We start from the raw sequence: 15,027 nt of genomic DNA, 5'->3' as shown, positions 1-15,027 counted from the left end.
GAGCCCCGTGTCGGTCCGCGACGGTCTGCTCGCTCTTCTCACCCTCGGTCCCGCCTACGGTCTGCAGCTGCACGCCGAGCTGCTCGATCGGGCGGCCCACCGTCGCCGGGTCAACGTCGGGCAGATCTACTCCACGCTCGACCGGCTCCGCGAGCGCGGCCTCGTCGCGGCGGCGGGATCGACGGAGGACGGACTCCCCCTGCACGCGCTCACCGACGAGGGCCGGGGCGAGGCGCTCGCCTGGCTGAGCGGCGAGGGCGCCTCCGCCGAGGAGGACTGGGACGACGTGCTCGACCGCATCCTCCTCGCCTCCAGCCTGTCCGACGCCGACCTCGACGCGGTCCTCGACGCCTACGCGAGCACGCTCCCCGAGGAGCAGGAGGCGCTGGACGAGCACCCGCAGCGCCGCCTCGCAGCACGCGCGGTGCTGGTGCGCGACGACGCACTGCGCCGGCTCCTCGATGCCGCCCGGGAGGAGCTCGTCGGGACCGTTGACGGAGCGGCCGTCCGCGGCTACGCCCTCGAGCGCCCGCGGCGCGGACGCAAGGCTGCGGCGCGGGACGACGCCGCGACCGACGGGCCGATCGGCGCACAGAACGACCGGCACGAGACAGGCGCGGGCGCCGTCGCCTAGGGTGGGGGCTATGATCCGTTCGCCTCTCGGCCTCCGCGTGTCCACCTCCGCGCGCCGACGGCTCGTCGCAGCCGGAGCGGGCACGGTCCTCGTCCTCTGCGCCGCCCTCGCCGCACCGATGGCGGCCTCCGCCTACGACCCGGCCGACTACCCGTCCTGGTCGGACGTCGAGGCCGCGAAGTCGAGCGAGAGCGCGACCGCCGCCGAGGTCGACCGCATCACCGCGATCCTCGCCGACCTGCGCGACCAGGCCGCCGTCCTCACCGACGCCGCCATCTCCCGTGCCGCCGAGGCCGACGCCGCGCAGAGCGCGCTCGACGAGGCCACCCAGCGCGTGACGGCTCTCGAGGAGCGCGCCGCCGCCGCCCGTGCCGACGCGGACGCCGCGAAGGAGCAGGCCGGCCGGCTCGCTGCCCAGCTGTACCGCAACGGCGGAACCGACGCGACGCTGAACCTCCTCGTCGGCGGCGAGCAGTCGGACAAGCTGCTCTACCGCCTCGGCACCATGAGCCAGCTCACGCTGCAGACCAGCCGCCTGCAGGACGACGCGGAGACCACCGAGAACGCCGCCGCCTCCCTCGCCGACCAGGCGGAGCAGGCGCGGACGGAGCGGCTCTCCCTCGTCAGCGCCGCGCAGGACGCGCTCGCCACGGCGCAGGCCGCGCAGTCCGAGGCCGACGCGAAGGTCGCCGACCAGGAGCAGTACAGCGCCGGGCTCTACGAGCAGCTCGCCTCGCTCAAGAACACCACGGCCGCGCTCGAGGAGGAGTTCGCCACCGGTCAGGAGGCGAAGGCCGCGTTCGAGGAGCAGGAGCGCCTGGCCCGCGAGGCCGCCGAGGCGGAGGCCCGGCGTCAGCAGGCCGCGAAGGCGCCGTCCGCACCCTCCGCCCCCGCACCGGCTGCTCCCGCGGCACCGTCGACGGGTGGAGGCGGCGGCCCGGTCGAGCTCGGCGACGACGACGCGTCCGGCAAGGACAGCAGCGCGAAGACCATCGCCGCGCTCGGCACCTACGCCGGCCGGACCGACGGCATGTCGCCGGCGCAGGCGCAGAACTACGCGCGCTCCGTCATGGGCGTCCACGGCTGGGGCCAGGACCAGGCCGACAGCTGCCTCATCCCGCTCTGGAACGGCGAGTCGGGCTGGCGCTGGAACGCGCTGAACCGCTCCTCGGGCGCCTACGGCATCCCGCAGGCGCTGCCGGCGAGCAAGATGGCGACCTACGGCGCGGACTATCAGACCAATGCCGCGACCCAGATCGACTGGGGTCTGGCCTACATCTCCGACCGCTACGGCTCGCCGTGCGCGGCCTGGTCGGCCTGGAACAACCGCTCGCCGCACTGGTACTGAGCCACCGCACCGGAGCCTCGGTCGGGCAGTCGCGTCACTTCGCCTCGTCGTAGGCGTCGACGATCGCGACGGTGACCGGGAAGTCGATGTCCTGATCGCCGAACAGCGCCCGCCCCGCGCGCACCGCGGCCTCGCGCACGACCGCGGCGACCCGCTCCGCCTCCTCCGCGGGCGCGTGCACGATCACCTCGTCATGCAGGAAGTAGACGAGGTGCGCGAGAGCGCCCTCCGCGCGCAGCCGGGCCCGCAGCTCGCCCATCCAGCAGAGCGCCCACTCGGCGGCCGTGCCCTGCACGACGAAGTTGCGGGTGAAGCGCCCCCAGTCGCGGGCGCGCTGACCACCGGCGTCGACGTCGCCCGGCGGTGAGCTGCGTCCGAGCCGCGTCGACACCCGCTCGCCCCGCTCGCCGGCGCGGGCGGCCGCCTCGACGTGAGCGACGGAGAGCGGGTACGCGCGCGTGAGGCGCGGGAGCAGCCGCCCGGCCTCGCCGCTGGTCGCCCCGTACATCGCGCCGAGCATCGCCACCTTGGCCCGCGGTCGGTCCGGGACGACGCCCGCGTCGACGATGCCCTGGTAGAGGTCCTTGCCCCGACCCGCGGCGGCCATCACGGAGTCGCCCGCCAGCGCGGCGAGGATGCGCGGCTCCAGCTGCGCCGCATCGGCGACCACCAGCTTCCAGCCCGCGTCGGCGGTCACTGCGGCGCGGATCTGCCGCGGCAGCTGCAGCGCTCCCCCGCCCGACGTCGCCCAGCGGCCGGTGACGACGCCGCCGACGACGTACTCCGGCCGGAAGCGCCCGTCGTGCACCCAGGCGTCGAGCCAGGCCCAGCCGTTGGCGGTGAGCAGGCGCGAGAGCTTCTTGTACTCCAGCAGCGGCGGGATCACCGGATGCTCGATCGAGGTCAGCTCCCAGGAGCGGGTCGACTCGACCGCGAGTCCGGCGCGGCGGAGCGCGCGCAGGAGGTCCGCCGGCGAGTCGGGGTTCAGCTCGGGCGCGTCCAGCTCGCGGCGGATGTCGTCGGCCAGGGCCTCGAGGCGGGCCGGCCGGCCGCCGAAGCGCGGACGCGGGCCGAGCAGGTCGGTGAGGACGCGTTCGTGGATGTCGGCGCGCCACGGCAGCCCGGCCGCGGCGATCTCGCGGGCGATCAGCGCGCCGACCGACTCCGCGGCGAGCAGGAGCCGCAGGCGCCCACCCTGCGCGGCCGCTGCCAGCGCCTCCTCCTGCCGGGCGAGCTCGACCAGCGGGTCCAGCTCGTCCGTCTCCGCGGGCGCCTCCTCGAAGCCGAGCAGCGTGTCGCCGGCGACCGGGGCGGCGGCCCCGGCGTCCCAGGCGTCGGGAACCGAGCGGGCGAGCGGCGAGCGCGCCGTCTGCTCCGAACGGCGGAGGATCGCCCGGGCGAGGCGGAGATCGTGGCAGCGTGCGATGTGCACGCCCTCGGCCAGGAGCGCCGGGTACCAGCGGGCGGTGTCGTCCCAGACCCAGCGCGGCCGCTCCGCCTCCCGCTCGCGGACGAAGGCGGCCAGCTCGACCGGACCGCGCCCGCCGCCGACCTCGGCCCCCGAGCCGTCCGCGACGACCGCCCGCCACTCCCCCGTGGGGCCACCGGTGAGCGCGAGGAGCATCCGGCCATTCTCCTCCGCGGCGGCGCGCGCTCGGACGACGGCCTCGGCCGCCGGAATCACGGCGCGGGCGCCCCGGCCGGCCTCGACGCCGGGTAGCCCGGGAACGGCTTCTCCTGCGCGGTCAGCGGCTGATGCGCCCACAGCGTCGCCGCGATGGTCTCCATCGACCGCGAGTAGCCCACCAGCGTCCGCTTGCCCGGCTCCGCGGCCCAGGTGACGGCCCGGAACCAGCTCTCGCGGTAGGGCCCCGTCTCGATCCGCCGGATCAGCCCGATCCGCCCGGTCCGCATCGCGTCCACCATCACCCACTCGTCGGGCCCGCTGCTGCGCAGCATCTGGAGGGGACTCCACTCGATCATCTCGCCTCCTGCCCGGTCGATCCGCTGCCGTGGCGAGCACGGGCGCCGCGGCGTACACTCGCAGACTATCGAACACATGTTCGAACGGCCAGTCGAGTCCGGCGGGTCGAGCGGAGCAGGCGGGAGCACCCACAATGGCGGTGATCGAGGAGACGGCGATGGTCGCGACCGACGGTGACGGAGTGCCCGTCGCACTCGAATGGCGCGGCGCCAGCTACCGGGTGAGCGACCGGCCGACGGTCTGGACGCGCACCAGCGACTGGTGGGCGCCGCTCGACGGCTTCCCGCCGACGTTCGGCGGCGTGCCGGTCAGCATCGGCGGCTGGCGCTTCCAGGCGACCGATCTCGAGACGGGCGGAGCGTTCGTGCTCGACGTCGTCGCCTCGACGGATCCGTGCTGGAGCGTGGTGCGGTGCTACGAGTGAGGGCGGGCGGGTGCGACCCCGGACCCCGCTCCTTGCTGTCGGACCGCTACTTACTGTCGGACCAGGGCGCCTTCGTCATGGCGACCAGAGCCGCGACTCCGGAGACGAGGCCGACACCGGCGATGGCGGCTACGACGAGCCAGAGCACGAGTTCCATAGGGCCAGTCTACCGAGTGCGTCGAGCCCCCGTTCCATCGCCCGGCTCTGCAATAGCGTGAGCGGAATGACCGACTCCCCCACGCGCGCGAGCGTCGGACTGCGCTCCGAGCGCGGTCCGATCCTCCTGGCGCTGATGATCTCGACCGCGCTGGTCGCCCTCGACGCGACCATCCTCTCGACCGCGGTGCCCTCGATCGTCGCGGACCTCGGCGGCTTCGAGCAGTTCCCCTGGCTGTTCTCCATCTATCTCCTCGCCCAAGCGGTCTCCGTCCCCCTCTACGGCAAGCTCTCCGACGTGATCGGGCGGAAGCCCATCATGCTGATCGGGATCGGCCTCTTCCTCGTCGGCTCGCTGCTCTGCGGCCTGGCCTGGAGCATGCCCGCGCTGATCGCCTTCCGCGCCCTGCAGGGCCTCGGCGCCGGGGCCATCCAGCCGATGGGCATCACCATCGCCGGCGACATCTACACGGTCGCCGAGCGGGCGAAGACCCAGGGCTACCTCGCCAGCGTCTGGGGCATCTCCTCGGTCGTCGGCCCCACTCTCGGCGGCGTGCTCTCGGACCTGGGCGCCTGGCGCTGGATCTTCCTGGTCAACATCCCGCTCTGCCTGCTCGCGGCCTTCCTCCTGATCCGCAGCTTCCGCGAGACCACCCGCGGCGAGCGCACTCCGCTCGACCTCGCCGGCGCCTCGGTGCTCGCCGTCGGCACCGCGCTGCTGATCCTCGGCCTGCTCGAGGGCGGCAACGCCTGGCCCTGGCTCTCGCCCGCGGGCGTCGGCGTCTTCGTCGTCGCGGCGCTCGCCTTCGCCGGATTCGTGGCCATCGAGCGCCGGGCGGTCGCCCCGGTGCTGCCGCTCTGGGTGCTCACGCGGCGGGTGCTGCTCTCGACGAGTCTCGTCTCGGTGACGGTCGGCGCGATCACGCTCGGCGTCACCTCCTACTTCCCGACCTTCGCGCAGGGCGTCCTCGGCAGCTCCGCCCTCGGCGCCGGCTTCGCGGTCGCCGCGATGACGATCGGCTGGCCGGTCGCGGCGAGCCTCTCCGGCAGGCTCTACCTGCGGATCGGCTTCCGCCGCACGGCCTTCCTCGGCGCGGCGCTGGTCACGGTCGGCACCGGGCTGACGATCCTCCTCGGCGCCTCGTCGAGCCTCTGGGAGATCGCGGGCTTCTGCGTGCTGATCGGCGCCGGGATGGGCCTGGTCGCGACGCCGACCCTCATCCGCGCACAGGCGAGCGTCGAGTGGAACGAGCGCGGCGTCGTGTCCTCGACGAACTTCTTCGCCCGCAACATCGGCAGCGCGATCGCCGTCGCGGTGTTCGGCGCGATCGTCAACGCCCAGGCCGTCGGCGGCGATCCGGAGCCCGAGGGCCTCGCGGCCGGCACCCGCTTCGTCTGCATCGCGCTGACGGTCCTCGCCGTCGGCATGCTCTTCGCGGTCCGCGCGATGCCGAAGGACGACCCGCGGCCGGCCGAGGCTCCGGCCGCGACCTCCGCGGAGTCCTAGCGCGGAGCGCGGCGGGCGGCGGAGAGGGCCCTCAGCCGCTCGACGTGCCGGCGCCGGGTGCGGTGGATCCAGCGCTGCACCGGGTCGCCGAGCCCGGGGTGCCGGCGCAGCGTGTGCAGGGCGCGGTCGAGGCGCCGCACCATGTCGGCCGCGGCGCCGAACGGTCGCGCCGAGATGCCGACCTCCAGGTGGCGGTCGTAGACGATCCGGTGGCGCAGGCCCAGGTGCACGCTGATCTCTACGTCGTCGTGCACGTAGGGGTCGTCGCGGTGCATCTCCCCCGCGATCTCCTGCCAGGCCGAGCGGCGGACGGCGCAGTTCGAGCCGAAGAGCGGCCAGTTGGCCAGCGCGGAGCCCATCAGCACGAAGTACGCGTCCATGTAGACGATCCGGGCGAGGTTCCGCGCGACCGGGCCGAGCTCGACGAACCGGCCGGGTCCGGTCACCGCTCCGACGCCCGGGTCGGCGAAGTGCGCGGCGATCCGCGCGAGCCAGTGCCGGTCCGGCTGCGAGTCGGCGTCCAGCCGGGCGAGCACGTCGCCCTGCGCCTCGTCGAAGCCGTGCGCCGTGCTGGCCGGGATGCCGGTCCCGCCGTGCACGATCACCCGGGCGCCCGCCGCACGGGCGATGTCCGCGCTGTCGTCGGTGCTGCCGTCGTCGACGACGACGATCTCGAAGGGGGCGAGGGTCTGCTCGGCCAGGAGGGCGAGCAGCCGCTCGAGGTGCCGGGCGTCGTCCTTGACGGGGACGACGACGGAGATGCGTCGGGAGTCCATCAGGACAGTCAACTCGATCCGAGCCCCCGCCCGGACATCCGCCACGCCCGCGACCGCGGTGACCGGCGTGTCAAGCGTCTGCCGGCCGGGCGACGCCGGTGCTGGGATCGGGATCGAGGAGGTGCGCCGCGCCTCGGAACAGGAGACGTCATGACCCAGGGACCCCGCGACTTCCGCCCCACGCGCGCCGTCGTCACGGCCTCGGACTCCGGCATCGGCCGGGCCGCCGCCGTCGCCCTCGCCGAGGCCGGCATGGACGTCGGCATCACCTGGCACAGCGACGAGCAGGGCGCGCTTGAGACCGCGGACGAGGTGCGCTCGCACGGCCGCCGCGCCGAGGTCGCCCGCCTCGACGCGACCGAGCTCGACCGGGTCGGCGACGTGATCGACGAAGTGTCGCAGCGCCTCGGCGGACTCGACGTCTTCGTCAACAACGCGGGCGGGGGCGGGGGCGAGCCCTTCCTCGAGCAGAGCCTGAACAGCTGGCGCGAGGTCGTCGCGCTGAACCTCGACGGAGCGTTCGTCGGCCTCCAGCGCGCCGGCCGCATCATGGTCGCGCAGGGCACCGGCGGCCGGCTGATCGGCGTCACCAGCGTGCACGAGCACCAGCCCCGCGTCGGCGCGAGCGCCTACGTCGCCGCCAAGCACGGACTCGGCGGGCTGCTGAAGGTCGCCGCCCTCGAGCTCGGCCGCTACGGGATCACCGCCAACGCGGTGGCACCGGGTGAGATCGCGACCCCGATGAACGACGCGGAGGACGTGGATCCGCATGGCATCGACCGCCCGGGCATCCCGCTCGGCCGTCCCGGCGACGCGCGCGAGATCGCGGCCGTGATCGCCCTCCTCGCCTCGCCCGCGGGCGCCTACATCACTGGAGCGTCCTACGCAGTCGACGGCGGAATGTTGCAGATGGGGCCGCAGGCCGGCTCGCACCTGCTACAGGACGACTGGCGGGACGCCTGACCGGCCGACCGCTCCGAACAGCTGACGGCACTCCCGGCCTCTCCGACTCGAGTCCGGCTCGCAGAAACAGCTCCGGCTCGCCGGAACAGCCGGATTCCACGAGCCGGAGCCGACTCCACGAGCCGAAGCTCAAGACCACCGACCTTCGGCTCGCAGAAACAGCCCCGGCTCGCCGGAACAGCCGGATTCCACGAGCCGGAGCCGACTCCACGAGCCGAAGCTCACGACCACCGACCTTCGGCTCGCAGAAACAGCTCGGGCTCGCCGCAATAGCCGGATTCCACGAACCGGAGCCGACTCCACGAGCCGAAGCTCACGACCACCGAACTCCGGCTCGCAGAAACAACCCCGGCTCGCCTGAACAGCCGGATTCCACGAGCCGGAGCCGACACCACGAGCCGAAGCCCACGACCACCCACCTCCGGCTCGCAGAAACAACCCCGGTTTGCTGGAACTGCTCGAATCCGCAAGCCGGGGTCGAGATCACGAGCCGAAGCTGACGACCACCGACCTCCGGCTCGCGGAATCAGCTCCGGCTCGCCGCAACAGCCGGAATCCACGAGCCGGCGTCGAGATGACGAGCCGAAGCTCACGACCACGGACCCCTACCGATCTCCGGCTCGCAGAAACACCCTCGGCTCGCCGGAACAGCCGGATCCGTGAGCCGGAGCCGATCGCCCGAGCCGCCCGACCGGTACTCTCGAAGAGGTGCTCCGGCGGGCGGGGCGCTCGGACCGAGGGTGCAGGTGACGCGCGTGTGGTTCCGCCGTCGACGCAGGTTCAAGATGGAGCCGTACGACCCGGACGAGAACCCGTCGCGCGAGCCCGTCTCGGTCGAGGAGGCCGCGGAGGAGGGCCTGCTGCTCGCCCAGTACGCGAGCCGGATGGCCGTGAAGAACCGCGTGCTGATGGACGGCCTGGCCGAGGGCGTCCCCTTCGACGTCCGGCACTACTCCGTCATCGCCGCCGCCGAGCTGGAGAAGCTCGCCGACGAGTCGGAGGCGGCGGCCGAGCGCCTGCGCGCCATCGCCGCGGACGCGACCCTGGTCGGCGGCCGCTCCGACCACGTGCACGACTACCGCTCCGCCGACATCGACAACCTCGACCACCGCGAGCGGCTCTCGCTCGCGGTCGCCGACTCCCTGCGCCACCGCGCACGGGACGAGCAGTACCTGGCCTCGCTCGTCGACGACGCCCGGCAGGACGCCTGGCGCGAGCTGTCGCAGTCGATCGAGGAGACCCTCGACCGCGCGCCGCTGATCGACGCGGACGACGAGGAATATCAGCGAGACCGCTCGGTGCGGATGGCGCTCGTCGTCGTCGACGATCTGGCGAAGCTCGCAGCCGAGCGCGGAGTCGCGCTCGAGGAATGAGGCGGGCTCTCGCGGTCGGCGCGAGTCACCGGATCAGCGGCTGACGTCGATCAGCGCGAGGCGACGATCAGGCCCAGCCGGCCCGGAACGACTCGGTCGCCTCGGACGAGCGCTCGCGCACGGCCTCGAGCAGCTCCACCATCGAGGTGCTGCGCAGGAACGCGAGCCGGTCGAGCTCGGTCACGGGAGCGACTCCCGCGAGCTGCCAGGCGTGCGCGGCCGGGTCCTCGGCCAGCTCGACGACGGCGCCGTAGCGCTGCTCGACGAACTCGCTCGCGACCGCCAGCGCCGTCCGCACCGCCGATTCGGCGGAGCGCAGCAGCTCCTCGTGCTCGGGCGCCCACGCGAGCGGCGCGACGGGGCGCACCTCGGCCTTCGGATACGGGTCGTCGTCGTACCAGCGGACGACCTCGAAGCGGTTCTCGCCGACGCTGTCGATGGTGACGAACGACTCGGCGCCGTCGATGTTCAGGATGCGCGCGACCGTGCCGATCGGGAAGCGCTGATCGCCGCCGCCGACCTCCTGCCCGCGCTCGATGAGGACGACGCCGAACGAGAGCGTGTCGTCCTCGAGCACGTCGCCGAGCATCCGCAGATACCGCGGCTCGAACAGCCGGAGCGGGAGCGGCATGTGCGGCAGCAGCACGGAGCCGAGCGGGAACATCGGGAGGTCAGGCACGAGAACAGCGAACCACGTCGTGCGGAGACCGGCCACTACGGGCTTCCGGGCGGCGGACGTGCTAGCGCCGACGCGGTCGACGCAGAAGGAACACCATTCGTTAACCAACGGGGAGGAAGATCCGCCCGTGACCGCTGAAGTGAACCTCGACCAGATCGTCTCCGAAGTGTCCGCGCGCCTGCGCACCCGCTTCCCCGACCGCCCCGCCGCCGAGGTGGAGTCGGCCGTCCAGGCGGAGCTCGACTCCCTCGCCGACCGCCCGGTCCAGGACTACCTCTCCGTCCTCACCGAGCGCGCCGCGAAGTCCCGCCTGAAGAAGTCCCGCCCGGACGCCTGACGCCCGCCACTCCGTCCACTCCGTCCACTCCGCAGAAGTTGGCGTACTCGGCGCCCGAGTACGCCGACTTCTGCGTACTCGCGCAAGTGAGCGAGCACAGGTGTACCGGCACGCGCACTGATCGCGGACGGTTCGCCGCGCTGCTCCAGGTCAGAGCACCGCGCCCACCGAGCGCAGGAGATCGAGGAACGCCGTCTGGTCGATGACCTCGACGCGCTGACCCTTCGACGCCAGCTCGCGCGCCTTCAGGATCTTCGCGCTCACCGTCTCGCCAGGCTTCAACTCACCCGGGCCGAAGACCCCTTGCACGACGAGAGTCGTCTTCCTCGTCACGTTCGACCCCACGGTCGCACCGAAGCGCGCGACCAGCGATTGCGCCTCCTTTCGTGGGATCCCTTCGATCTCGCCGGAGAAGACGACGACCTCTCCGAGCAGAGGACTGTCCGGGTCAGCGCTCGAGCTGGCCTGAGGAAGATCCGCCAGCCGGACGTAGTGACGCGCGGCCGGTACGGCTCTCTTCGCCACTCGCGTCTCCTCCCAGAGATGAGCGACGTCATCGCGCATCGTCCTCCGAGCGATCGCCAGCACGACCTCCGCACTGGCGACGGCATCCGCCTCGGCATCGTGATGGTCGTCGAGCCGGACTCCCAGATGCCGGGCGACCGCGGGGAGCCGATAGGAGTCGAGAACGAGGTGGGCTTTCGAGAGCGCCACAGAGCACAGCAGGTCCGGCGTCGGGCGGTCCATCCCCGCGAGAGAATTGGTAGCTGTGAAGACTCCCTTCTCGAAGGACGCGTTATGAGCGACGATCGGCGCATCGCGGACGACCTGCCCGATCCATTCCGAGACGGCCGGCCACTCCGGGGCTCCTGCGCAGTCCTCCCACGTCAGTCCGTGGATCGACGTGTTCCGCATCGAGAAGGTGTCGCCCGTCAGCGGGCGGATCCTCGTCGAGGCCCGATAGGTGACGACCCCGTTCGTCACCTGTGCCACGCCGACAGCACAGGCCGAGGCCCGCTGCTCGTTCGCGGTCTCGAAGTCGATGGCAGTGAAAGTGAGCGGCATGAGGATCTCCTTGCGACACGATGTCCAAGCAGTTTGCCAGAGAGTGTCATCCTTCCTGCCGCAGTGCAGTGCGCGGCAGAGCGGCATTCGAGGAGAGAGATCCGCTTCACACGGAGAGGCGAATCGGAGGGCACCGTCGCTGAAGTGCACTCCGAGTCCGGAAGGCCGCTGCCGCTCGGACTTCGCCTTGAGCTGCAGTAGAGCTTTCCGCTATCGGAGTTCCGAAGGAAGGTCGATCTCTGCAGTACTCGTCGCGTTAATGGCATCGACCCGGGCCGAAGCGGCGCGTTGTCGCCGAAGCCAGTACGAGTGCGAACGCAATCCGTGGGTCACTGCCAAGCGAACGATCCAGTACCAGAAGAGCGCAAAAAGCAGCGTGCTCAGAAGACCGGCGGCGGCATAGAGAACGAAGAGCGCAGTAGGCGTGTCCACATCACGACAGTAACGGAGCGCCGCGACACCCCCATCTCCGCTCACTCCGCAGAAGTCGTCGTACTCGCCGCCCGAGTACGACGACTTCTGCGTATGCGCGGCGGGGACCGACGGCGAGGTCGCGTCGAGTGCGCAGAAGTTGTCGTAGGCAGCGCGCGAGTACGACGACTTCTGCGGAGTCGGGGCACGGACCGGCGGGGTGACCGCGACGGGACGGAAGTAGGGCGTACGGGACTTGAACCCGTGACCGACGGATTATGAGTCCGCTGCTCTGACCGGCTGAGCTAACGCCCCGCGGCGCCCGGGGCGAGCGGGGCGGGCCGTCAGGAGGCGGCTCGGCCTGCCGGAGCGGACGCTGCGTCGGCGGCCGGATCGGCCACCGGCTCCCCACGATACAGGCTCTCGAAAGTGCTGATCGTGCGGTTGATGTCGTGAGCGGCGACGATGCGGAGCGAGCTGCGCTTGAGTGCCTCGAGGCGCTCGGGGTCAGCCGTCAGGACGTCGGTGAGACCGTCGGCGAGGGCCTGCGCGCTGCCGGGCTCGAAGAGGTGGCCGTTCTCGCCCTCGTGGACGAGGTGCGGGAGAGCCATCGCGTCGGCGGCGACCACGGGGAGGGCCGAGGCCATCGCCTCCATGGTCGCGATGCTCTGCAGCTCGGCGATGGAGGGCATCGCGAAGACGGTCGCACGGCTGTACGCCTGCTTCAGCTCGGCGTCGGAGACGTAGCCGGTGAAGTGGACGCGGTCGGCGATGCCGAGGGTGGTGGCGAGCTGCTGGAGGTTGCGCATCTGGTCGCCGCCGCCGACGATCTCGAGCTGCGCATCCAGCGACGGGTCGAGCAGAGAGACCGCGCGGAGCAGGACGTCGATGTGCTTCTCACCGGTGACGCGCCCCACGAAGAGGATGCGGTTGGCGGTGCGCGGGGTGAAGTCGGGCGTGTAGTTGTCGGCGTCGATGCCGCAAGAGATCGCACGAACGCCCTGCAGCCCGGTGTACTTCTCGAGGAACTGCGCGGCCTTCCGGGTCGGCGTCGTGACCGCCTCCGCGCGGCCGAAGGTGCGGCGGGCGGCCCGCCAGGCCATCGCCACGGCCTTCGCCTGGGCGGCCTTGGGCAGGAGCGTGAACTCGAGCATGTTCTCGGGCATGAAGTGGTTGGTGCCGATGATGCGGATGCCGCGCTTGGCCGCCTCCTGACCGAGGCCGCGGCCGACGATGACGTGGGACTGGAAGTGCACGACGTCGGGCTTCACCTCGTCGAGGATCCGCGCGCTGTTCTGGCGGATGCGCCACGGCATCGCGAAGCGCAGCCAGTCGTGCGGGGGCCACCGGAGGCTGAAGAGGCGGTGCACGATGATCCGCTGGCCCTCGTGGTCCTCGACGCGGGTGCCGCTCCAGCCGTCGGCGGACGGGGCCACGACGTGCACCTCGTGGCCGCGCGCCTGCAGGCCGGCGGCGAGGCGCTCGGCGAACTTGGCCGCTCCGTTGACGTCCGGCGCGAAGGTGTCGCAGCCGATCACGACGGTCAGCGGGCGGCGGGCGGCGTCCGCCGGAGCGGAGTCGCCGGTCGACGACTCGGGGCGTGACGCGTCGCGGGGATCTGACACGGAGTGGGTCCTAACGATGTCGTGTCGCTCGACGAGAGGAGCGATCGGCGTGGGTTCGGGCGGGTGCACGGCGTCTCGAAGCGGTCCCAGTGTAGGCGGGGAGGGCGCCGGAACCCGGGATTGCGGCGCCTCGCGTCGGGTGGCTCAGCGGGCCTGCGGGTGGTGCTTCGCGAGGAGGAAGACGCCCCAGATGGCGACCACTCCCGCCGCGATGAAGAGCGGGATCGCCCACGGCGCCGCGTACTGCGCCTCGCCGAGGACGATGATGCCGATCGCGACGGCGACCAGCGGGTCGACGACGGTCAGGCCGGCCACGACGAGGTCCGGCGGCCCGGAGGCGTAGGCGTTCTGCACGAAGTAGCCGCCGAGCGCCGTCGCGGCCAGGAGCGCCACGATGCAGACGACGGTCAGCGGGTCGAACTCGCCGAACTTGATCCGGTTGAGGACGACCTTGGCGAGGGTGGCGACGAAGCCGTAGACGACGCCGGCGCCGAGGATGTAGAAGATCGCCCGCGCCTTCTTGCGGAAGACCCGGAAGGCGATGACGAAGATCGTCATGACGACCGCGAGGATCACCAGGATCGTGATCAGCTGCGAGGTCCGGATCGACTCGTCGACCGCATTGAAGGCGGCCACCAGCACGAAGACTCCGACGCCGCCGACGCAGAGCATGATCGCGCGGATCGAGGACGCGTTCAGCCGCACCTTGCTCACCCGGGCGTTGACGATCGCAGTGATGACGAGCGCGACCGCGCCGAGAGGCTGGACGACGATCAGCGGCGAGAAGCCGAGGCTCGTGAGCTGGAAGACGATCGCGAGCGCCAGCATCAGCGTGCCGATCACCCAGGACGGCCGCGACAGCAGCGCGAAGAGCTGCCCACCGCTCAGCCCGCTCGAGCCGGAGCGCTTCGAGAAGCGCTCGACCTTGACGACTCCGCGGTGCTGGAACTGCGCACCGAGCGAGAGGAAGACCGCGCCGATCAGGGCGATCGGGATGCCGATGAACTTCGCCGGGTCGTTCAGAAGGTCGGCGAGGTCAGTGGGCATGGGCACGACCCTACCCACGATCGATCCGCGCATCCTCCGACGCACGGGGGACCTCGGCTAACCAGCGGATGACGGTCAGGACGGCCGCCTGCAGGGCCCGCGATACCCTGATCCCCATGGCCGTCCTCCCCATCCGCATCGCCGGCGACCCCGTCCTGCACTCCCCCGCCGCCCCCGTCACCGAGTTCGACGACACACTCCGCACGCTCGTCGCGGACATGTTCGAGACGATGGACACGGCGCCCGGCGTCGGCCTGGCCGGACCGCAGGTCGGCGTGCCGCTGCGGCTCTTCGTCTACGACTACGAGGCCGACGACGGCACTCCCCGCCGCGGCGTCGCGATCAACCCCGAGCTGTTCGTCACCCCGACGCCGCTCGGCGAGGCCGACGAGGACACCGAGTCCGAGGGCTGCCTGTCGTTCCCCGGCGAGCGCTTCCCGCTGCGGCGCTCCGAGCGGGCGATCCTGCGCGCGGTCGACCTCGACGGAACGCCGTTCGAGATCGAGGCGGACGGCTGGTTCGCCCGCGTCTTCCAGCACGAGTTCGACCACCTCGACGGGGTGCTCTACACGGACCGCCTTGAGCACGAGTACGCCAAGCCCGTCGCGAAGATCACCCGCAAGCGCGGCTGGGGCGTCCCCGGCGTCTCCTGGACCCCGGGCGTCGAGCACCTCGAGGACTGAGCGTCCGAGGGACTT

15 protein-coding genes and 1 tRNA gene are annotated in these 15,027 nt (G+C 72.0%); 8 read left to right on the top strand and 8 right to left on the bottom strand.

Annotated features, from left to right (window positions below):
- Nucleotides 1-7 precede the first annotated feature (7 nt).
- Complete coding sequence (locus EDF35_RS08590) at nucleotides 8-634, top strand: PadR family transcriptional regulator (RefSeq protein WP_166674051.1); 627 nt, start codon at nucleotides 8-10, stop codon at nucleotides 632-634.
- 10 nt (nucleotides 635-644) lie between these two features.
- Nucleotides 645-1,982 (top strand): hypothetical protein, encoded by a 1,338-nt coding sequence (locus EDF35_RS08585; protein ID WP_133961853.1) that lies wholly within the window; start codon nucleotides 645-647, stop codon nucleotides 1,980-1,982.
- A 34-nt stretch (nucleotides 1,983-2,016) separates the two neighbouring features.
- On the opposite strand, the gene EDF35_RS08580 is transcribed toward EDF35_RS08585, so the two are convergent.
- Nucleotides 2,017-3,606 (bottom strand): bifunctional 3'-5' exonuclease/DNA polymerase, encoded by a 1,590-nt coding sequence (locus tag EDF35_RS08580; RefSeq protein WP_133961851.1) that lies wholly within the window; start codon nucleotides 3,604-3,606, stop codon nucleotides 2,017-2,019.
- A 56-nt stretch (nucleotides 3,607-3,662) separates the two neighbouring features.
- On the bottom strand, nucleotides 3,663-3,965 hold the full coding sequence (locus tag EDF35_RS08575; RefSeq protein ID WP_123445655.1) for a hypothetical protein: 303 nt from the start codon (nucleotides 3,963-3,965) through the stop codon (nucleotides 3,663-3,665).
- A gap of 158 nt (nucleotides 3,966-4,123) precedes the next feature.
- On the opposite strand from EDF35_RS08575, the gene EDF35_RS08570 reads away from it, so the two are divergent.
- The gene (locus EDF35_RS08570) at nucleotides 4,124-4,390 is read left to right on the top strand and encodes a hypothetical protein (RefSeq protein ID WP_243615514.1); all 267 of its coding nucleotides are present in this window, start codon (nucleotides 4,124-4,126) and stop codon (nucleotides 4,388-4,390) included.
- 223 nt (nucleotides 4,391-4,613) lie between these two features.
- A complete protein-coding gene (locus EDF35_RS08565; RefSeq protein ID WP_133961847.1) occupies nucleotides 4,614-6,053 on the top strand; it encodes an MDR family MFS transporter in 1,440 nt (479 codons plus the stop codon).
- Here the strand turns inward: EDF35_RS08565 and EDF35_RS08560 are convergent.
- Nucleotides 6,050-6,829 carry a glycosyltransferase family 2 protein gene (locus EDF35_RS08560; protein ID WP_133961845.1) on the bottom strand — a complete coding sequence of 260 codons (780 nt, stop codon included), beginning with the start codon at nucleotides 6,827-6,829 and terminating at the stop codon, nucleotides 6,050-6,052. The two genes, EDF35_RS08565 and EDF35_RS08560, sit on opposite strands and share 4 nt — an antisense overlap.
- A 150-nt stretch (nucleotides 6,830-6,979) precedes the next feature.
- Here EDF35_RS08560 and EDF35_RS08555 point away from each other — a divergent pair, with 150 nt between their 5' ends.
- Both EDF35_RS08555 and EDF35_RS08550 read left to right on the top strand, forming a co-directional pair.
- Nucleotides 6,980-7,792 carry an SDR family oxidoreductase gene (locus tag EDF35_RS08555; protein WP_133961843.1) on the top strand — a complete coding sequence of 271 codons (813 nt, stop codon included), beginning with the start codon at nucleotides 6,980-6,982 and terminating at the stop codon, nucleotides 7,790-7,792.
- 785 nt (nucleotides 7,793-8,577) lie between these two features.
- A complete protein-coding gene (locus tag EDF35_RS08550; protein WP_123445650.1) occupies nucleotides 8,578-9,165 on the top strand; it encodes a hypothetical protein in 588 nt (195 codons plus the stop codon).
- 67 nt (nucleotides 9,166-9,232) lie between these two features.
- On the opposite strand, the gene EDF35_RS08545 is transcribed toward EDF35_RS08550, so the two are convergent.
- Nucleotides 9,233-9,844, bottom strand: coding sequence for an LON peptidase substrate-binding domain-containing protein (locus EDF35_RS08545; RefSeq protein ID WP_243839908.1), 612 nt, complete (start codon nucleotides 9,842-9,844; stop codon nucleotides 9,233-9,235).
- A gap of 127 nt (nucleotides 9,845-9,971) precedes the next feature.
- On the opposite strand from EDF35_RS08545, the gene EDF35_RS08540 reads away from it, so the two are divergent.
- Entirely contained in the window at nucleotides 9,972-10,181 is a 210-nt protein-coding gene (locus tag EDF35_RS08540) for a hypothetical protein (RefSeq protein WP_133961841.1), read from the top strand.
- 150 nt (nucleotides 10,182-10,331) lie between these two features.
- Here the strand turns inward: EDF35_RS08540 and EDF35_RS08535 are convergent, their stop codons facing one another.
- The 4 genes from EDF35_RS08535 to EDF35_RS08520 form a co-directional block, all read right to left on the bottom strand.
- A complete protein-coding gene (locus EDF35_RS08535; protein WP_166674050.1) occupies nucleotides 10,332-11,333 on the bottom strand; it encodes an exonuclease domain-containing protein in 1,002 nt (333 codons plus the stop codon).
- Nucleotides 11,334-11,898: 565 nt separating this feature from the next.
- Nucleotides 11,899-11,972 (bottom strand) — tRNA-Ile (locus tag EDF35_RS08530).
- A gap of 29 nt (nucleotides 11,973-12,001) precedes the next feature.
- Nucleotides 12,002-13,192: a glycosyltransferase gene (locus EDF35_RS08525; RefSeq protein ID WP_133962702.1), complete on the bottom strand. Its 1,191-nt coding sequence runs from the start codon at nucleotides 13,190-13,192 to the stop codon at nucleotides 12,002-12,004.
- A 234-nt stretch (nucleotides 13,193-13,426) separates the two neighbouring features.
- Nucleotides 13,427-14,329, bottom strand: coding sequence for a DMT family transporter (locus EDF35_RS08520; protein WP_123445647.1), 903 nt, complete (start codon nucleotides 14,327-14,329; stop codon nucleotides 13,427-13,429).
- Nucleotides 14,330-14,445: 116 nt separating this feature from the next.
- Between EDF35_RS08520 and def the strand changes: the two genes are divergently transcribed.
- Nucleotides 14,446-15,012, top strand: coding sequence for a peptide deformylase (gene def, locus EDF35_RS08515; RefSeq protein ID WP_208323040.1), 567 nt, complete (start codon nucleotides 14,446-14,448; stop codon nucleotides 15,010-15,012).
- Nucleotides 15,013-15,027 lie beyond the last annotated feature (15 nt).

Source organism: Rathayibacter sp. PhB151 (assembly GCF_004366415.1).
Lineage (GTDB): Bacteria > Actinomycetota > Actinomycetes > Actinomycetales > Microbacteriaceae > Rathayibacter > Rathayibacter festucae.
This window is presented reverse-complemented; position numbering and strand designations above follow the sequence as displayed.

Bases quoted from the DNA above. Each gene is read 5' to 3' on its own strand.
- EDF35_RS08520 (WP_123445647.1), bottom strand. From the start codon at position 14,329: ATGCCCACTGACCTCGCCGACCTTCTGAACGACCCGGCGAAGTTCATC.
- EDF35_RS08560 (WP_133961845.1), bottom strand. From the start codon at position 6,829: ATGGACTCCCGACGCATCTCCGTCGTCGTCCCCGTCAAGGACGACGCC.
- EDF35_RS08555 (WP_133961843.1), top strand. From the start codon at position 6,980: ATGACCCAGGGACCCCGCGACTTCCGCCCCACGCGCGCCGTCGTCACG.
- EDF35_RS08580 (WP_133961851.1), bottom strand. From the start codon at position 3,606: ATGCTCCTCGCGCTCACCGGTGGCCCCACGGGGGAGTGGCGGGCGGTC.
- def (WP_208323040.1), top strand. From the start codon at position 14,446: ATGGCCGTCCTCCCCATCCGCATCGCCGGCGACCCCGTCCTGCACTCC.
- EDF35_RS08570 (WP_243615514.1), top strand. From the start codon at position 4,124: ATGGTCGCGACCGACGGTGACGGAGTGCCCGTCGCACTCGAATGGCGC.
- EDF35_RS08575 (WP_123445655.1), bottom strand. From the start codon at position 3,965: ATGATCGAGTGGAGTCCCCTCCAGATGCTGCGCAGCAGCGGGCCCGAC.
- EDF35_RS08565 (WP_133961847.1), top strand. From the start codon at position 4,614: ATGACCGACTCCCCCACGCGCGCGAGCGTCGGACTGCGCTCCGAGCGC.
- EDF35_RS08550 (WP_123445650.1), top strand. From the start codon at position 8,578: ATGGAGCCGTACGACCCGGACGAGAACCCGTCGCGCGAGCCCGTCTCG.
- EDF35_RS08535 (WP_166674050.1), bottom strand. From the start codon at position 11,333: ATGCCGCTCTGCCGCGCACTGCACTGCGGCAGGAAGGATGACACTCTC.
- EDF35_RS08585 (WP_133961853.1), top strand. From the start codon at position 645: ATGATCCGTTCGCCTCTCGGCCTCCGCGTGTCCACCTCCGCGCGCCGA.